The sequence below is a fragment of the uncultured Sunxiuqinia sp. genome (assembly GCF_963974515.1).
In the GTDB taxonomy this organism is placed as follows: Bacteria; Bacteroidota; Bacteroidia; order Bacteroidales; family Prolixibacteraceae; genus Sunxiuqinia.
On the sequence record NZ_CAXBDD010000225.1, the window covers coordinates 1 to 1841 of the forward strand.

Here is a 1841-nt window from a genome sequence, read left to right on the forward strand (position 1 = left end):
TGAAGTCAGCTTCTCTTCTTATCCGGTTAGGTGATTGACGGGTAAAGGTTGAATAGGTTTCCGAAGCCTCATCATATCGATACTGATCATATTCTTTCTGAAAAATATTTGAGCTGGAAACATAGTAATCGTAACTGAATAAACCTTTCACATACAAGCCTTCAATTCCTGGAATATCATACTGCAAGCTCGCAGAGGATTGAATCCATTTCTTATTGAACTGCCTATAACCAACAATATCTTTGTCCATAAAGGAAATTGGGTTATCACCTTCAATCAGCCCATGATAAGGCCTGGTCGGATCATCATTAGCATAAGCCGGAATGTGTGCTCCTTGTCTCCAAAATCCACGAATAATCCACCAGGAATCTTGGTAAGGTCGGTCTTGTTGATCCATCACCAGATTTAAGTTCAAATCGAGCGTTAAGCGATCAGTGATTTTGGTCGTAATATTTGAACGCACATTGTATTTGTTGTATTTGAGGTCACTTGACTTAAAAAAGCCTTCCTGGTACTGGTAACCAAGACCAACATAGTAAGTTGTTTTATCATTTCCACCGGTAGCATTTAAATTATGCATTGTTTGCGGGGCATAATCGCTAAAAACCAATGGATACCAATCTGTGCTTTGCAGTCTGCCCGACCGGTAATCTTCAAACTGTTCATCATTAAAAATTGGCGAGCCTCCATTGATATTGTGCATCGCTCTCTCGTTTCGAAGTGTCATATACTCAATAGCATCAACTGTTGCAGGAAGTCCTGACGGAATTTGCCATGTAAATGACCCCGAATAGTTGAGTTCAACCTTATTATTGGTCCCTCTTTTGGTGGTAACCAAAACAACACCGTTTGCAGCACGAACTCCGTAAATCGCGGCTGAGGCATCCTTCAAGACCGAAATATTATCAATATCGTGCGGATCAAGGCGTTGAAAATCATCGTTTGTACGTGGTATGCCATCGATAATAATCAAGGGGTTTCCCATGGCCCGAATATCAAAATTATTATTGAACGAACCGGGCTCGGCTGTTTTTTGTGTCACGCGTACACCTGATATCTTACCAGTCAACATGTTCTGAGCATTCTCATTCTTTGTAGCAACAATATCGTCACCCTTAACAGCAGAAACTGCTCCGGTCAGAGTAGCCTTCTTTTGGGTTCCGTACCCAACTGCTACAACCTCCTCTATACCAATAGCATCTTCTTCCATTGTGATATTAATATTGTTTTGGTTTGCAACCGGAATTTCCAGACTTCGCATCCCAACAAAAGAGAATACAAGAGTTGCATCTCCAGACACCCCTGACAAAGTATAATTTCCATCAAAATCTGAAATGGTTCCTTGCGTTGTCCCTTTAATCAATATCGTAACCCCGGGCAACGGAGCTCCCGAGGAATCAGTCACTTTCCCACTAATTGTTCTAGCTTGTTGGACATTATTCAGATTACCTTCTTCAGATTTTGTAAAAATAATCACGTGTCTATCAACAATTTTATAAGCCACTTCACTTCCGCTAAGCAAGTCGTCCAAAAGTGATTCAATGTTCTGGTTATTAACATTGACCGTTTTCCTGTCAATATTCTGAATTTGTTCATTCTGATAGAAAAATCTGAATTCAGATTGCTCTTCAATTTCTTGAAAAATTTCGCTTAAAGTACCATTCTGAATTCTTACAGAAACTTTCGTATTTTGCGAATAGAGAGACGCTGATGCGTCGAGGACAAAAAGCAAAATCAAAAAAGATGTTAGCTTCATAATTCGTAGAATTTCAGTCCATCCCACTCTCGCAGGATAACCACATAATCGTTTTTTTTTCATAGTTTTGTAAAGATTTATAATT

At 39.5% G+C, this 1841-nt stretch carries 1 protein-coding gene; it reads right to left on the minus strand.

Features of this window, described 5'->3' with window-relative positions; genetic code table 11:
* Positions 1–1756, minus strand: a 1756-nt coding sequence (locus AAC033_RS19125) for a SusC/RagA family TonB-linked outer membrane protein (RefSeq protein ID WP_339741191.1), incomplete at its 3' end; no start/stop codon positions are given.
* Positions 1757–1841: the final 85 nt, after the last annotated feature.